This is a genomic window from Flavobacterium sp. AK-345, assembly GCF_058310175.1.
This window is the reverse complement of sequence record NZ_JBZEER010000031.1, coordinates 1-1,197: the sequence shown is the minus strand read 5'-3', so window position 1 is coordinate 1,197 and position 1,197 is coordinate 1. Positions and strand designations below refer to the sequence as shown.

1 protein-coding gene is annotated in these 1,197 nt (G+C 38.5%); it reads left to right on the top strand.

What is annotated here, in order from left to right; all coding sequences use genetic code 11:
- Nucleotides 1–1,197: PKD domain-containing protein (locus AC4FQ3_RS22780; protein WP_491183402.1), on the top strand; the 1,197-nt coding region annotated here is incomplete at both ends.

Here is a 1,197-nt window from a genome sequence, read left to right as displayed (position 1 = left end):
TGTTCTTTCAGTAGATACTAATTCTGGTGCAAATTTAAGCTGGGATGTTTATGTAAAAGATGCTAACGGATGTATTACTCCTAGAACAATTACAATTGTCAGAGATAATTTACCAACTGTTACAGCAACAAATAGTAATCAATGTACAGGTACAGGAAGTACGTTTGTAATTACTGCTGCAGGTACAGGGAAAGCTCCGTTAACTTATAGTATTGATGGAACATCATTCCAAACCAGTAATGTATTTAATGTTCCAGCCGGAACTTATACCGTTACGGTAAAAGATGCTAACGGATGTACAGCTACAGCTACATCTGCATTAATAATTTATCCACAATTAGTAGCTGCATCATCAGTTACTAAAGAACTAGATTGTACGGCTACACCTGCAGCTACTATAACAGTTGCACTTTCAGGTGGTAGAGGGCCATATACATATACAGTTACTAAAGGCAGCGGAACACCAAGTGCTCCAAGCGCTCCAATAGCTGGACCAACGTTTACATATACAGTTACGGCTGCCAATGTAGACAGTTATACTTTTGTAGTAACAGATGCCAATACATGTTCGACTTCTACAACTACTGCAGTTATTGCCATTGCAAACCCAACAGTTACAGAAACGCATATCAATCCATCATGTGATGGAGGAAATAATGGTTCGGTAGAATTAACAGGTGCTGGAGGATCAGGAGGATATACGTATAGTAGAGATAATATAACGTATGTTCCAAATGGTACATTTACAGGATTGGCTGCAGGTTCTTATACATTCTATGTAAAAGACAGTAAAGGTTGTACAGGAAGCGTTAGTATTACTTTGACAGCTCCAGCACAATTAGCAGCAACGGTTACTGCAGTTCCATTCTCTTGTAATGCTTCAAATGGAAAAGTTGCCGGAACAATAACAGTAAATGTTACTGCGGGAACAGGAACTACTCCTTACCAATACAGTTTTAATGGTGGTGGATTTGGAAATTCAAATACATTGACACTAAATGACAATGGTGCAGATCAACCTTATACTTACTCAGTAAGAGACGGACAAGGATGTACAATTTCTGGTTCAGGAACTTTATTGAGATTAAACCCACCAACAGATTTAACTTTTGCAGCAGCAGCGGTAACTTGTACAGCTACGACTACTACTGTTACATTAACAGCTACAAATGGAGTTGGAACTTTACAATACGAAAC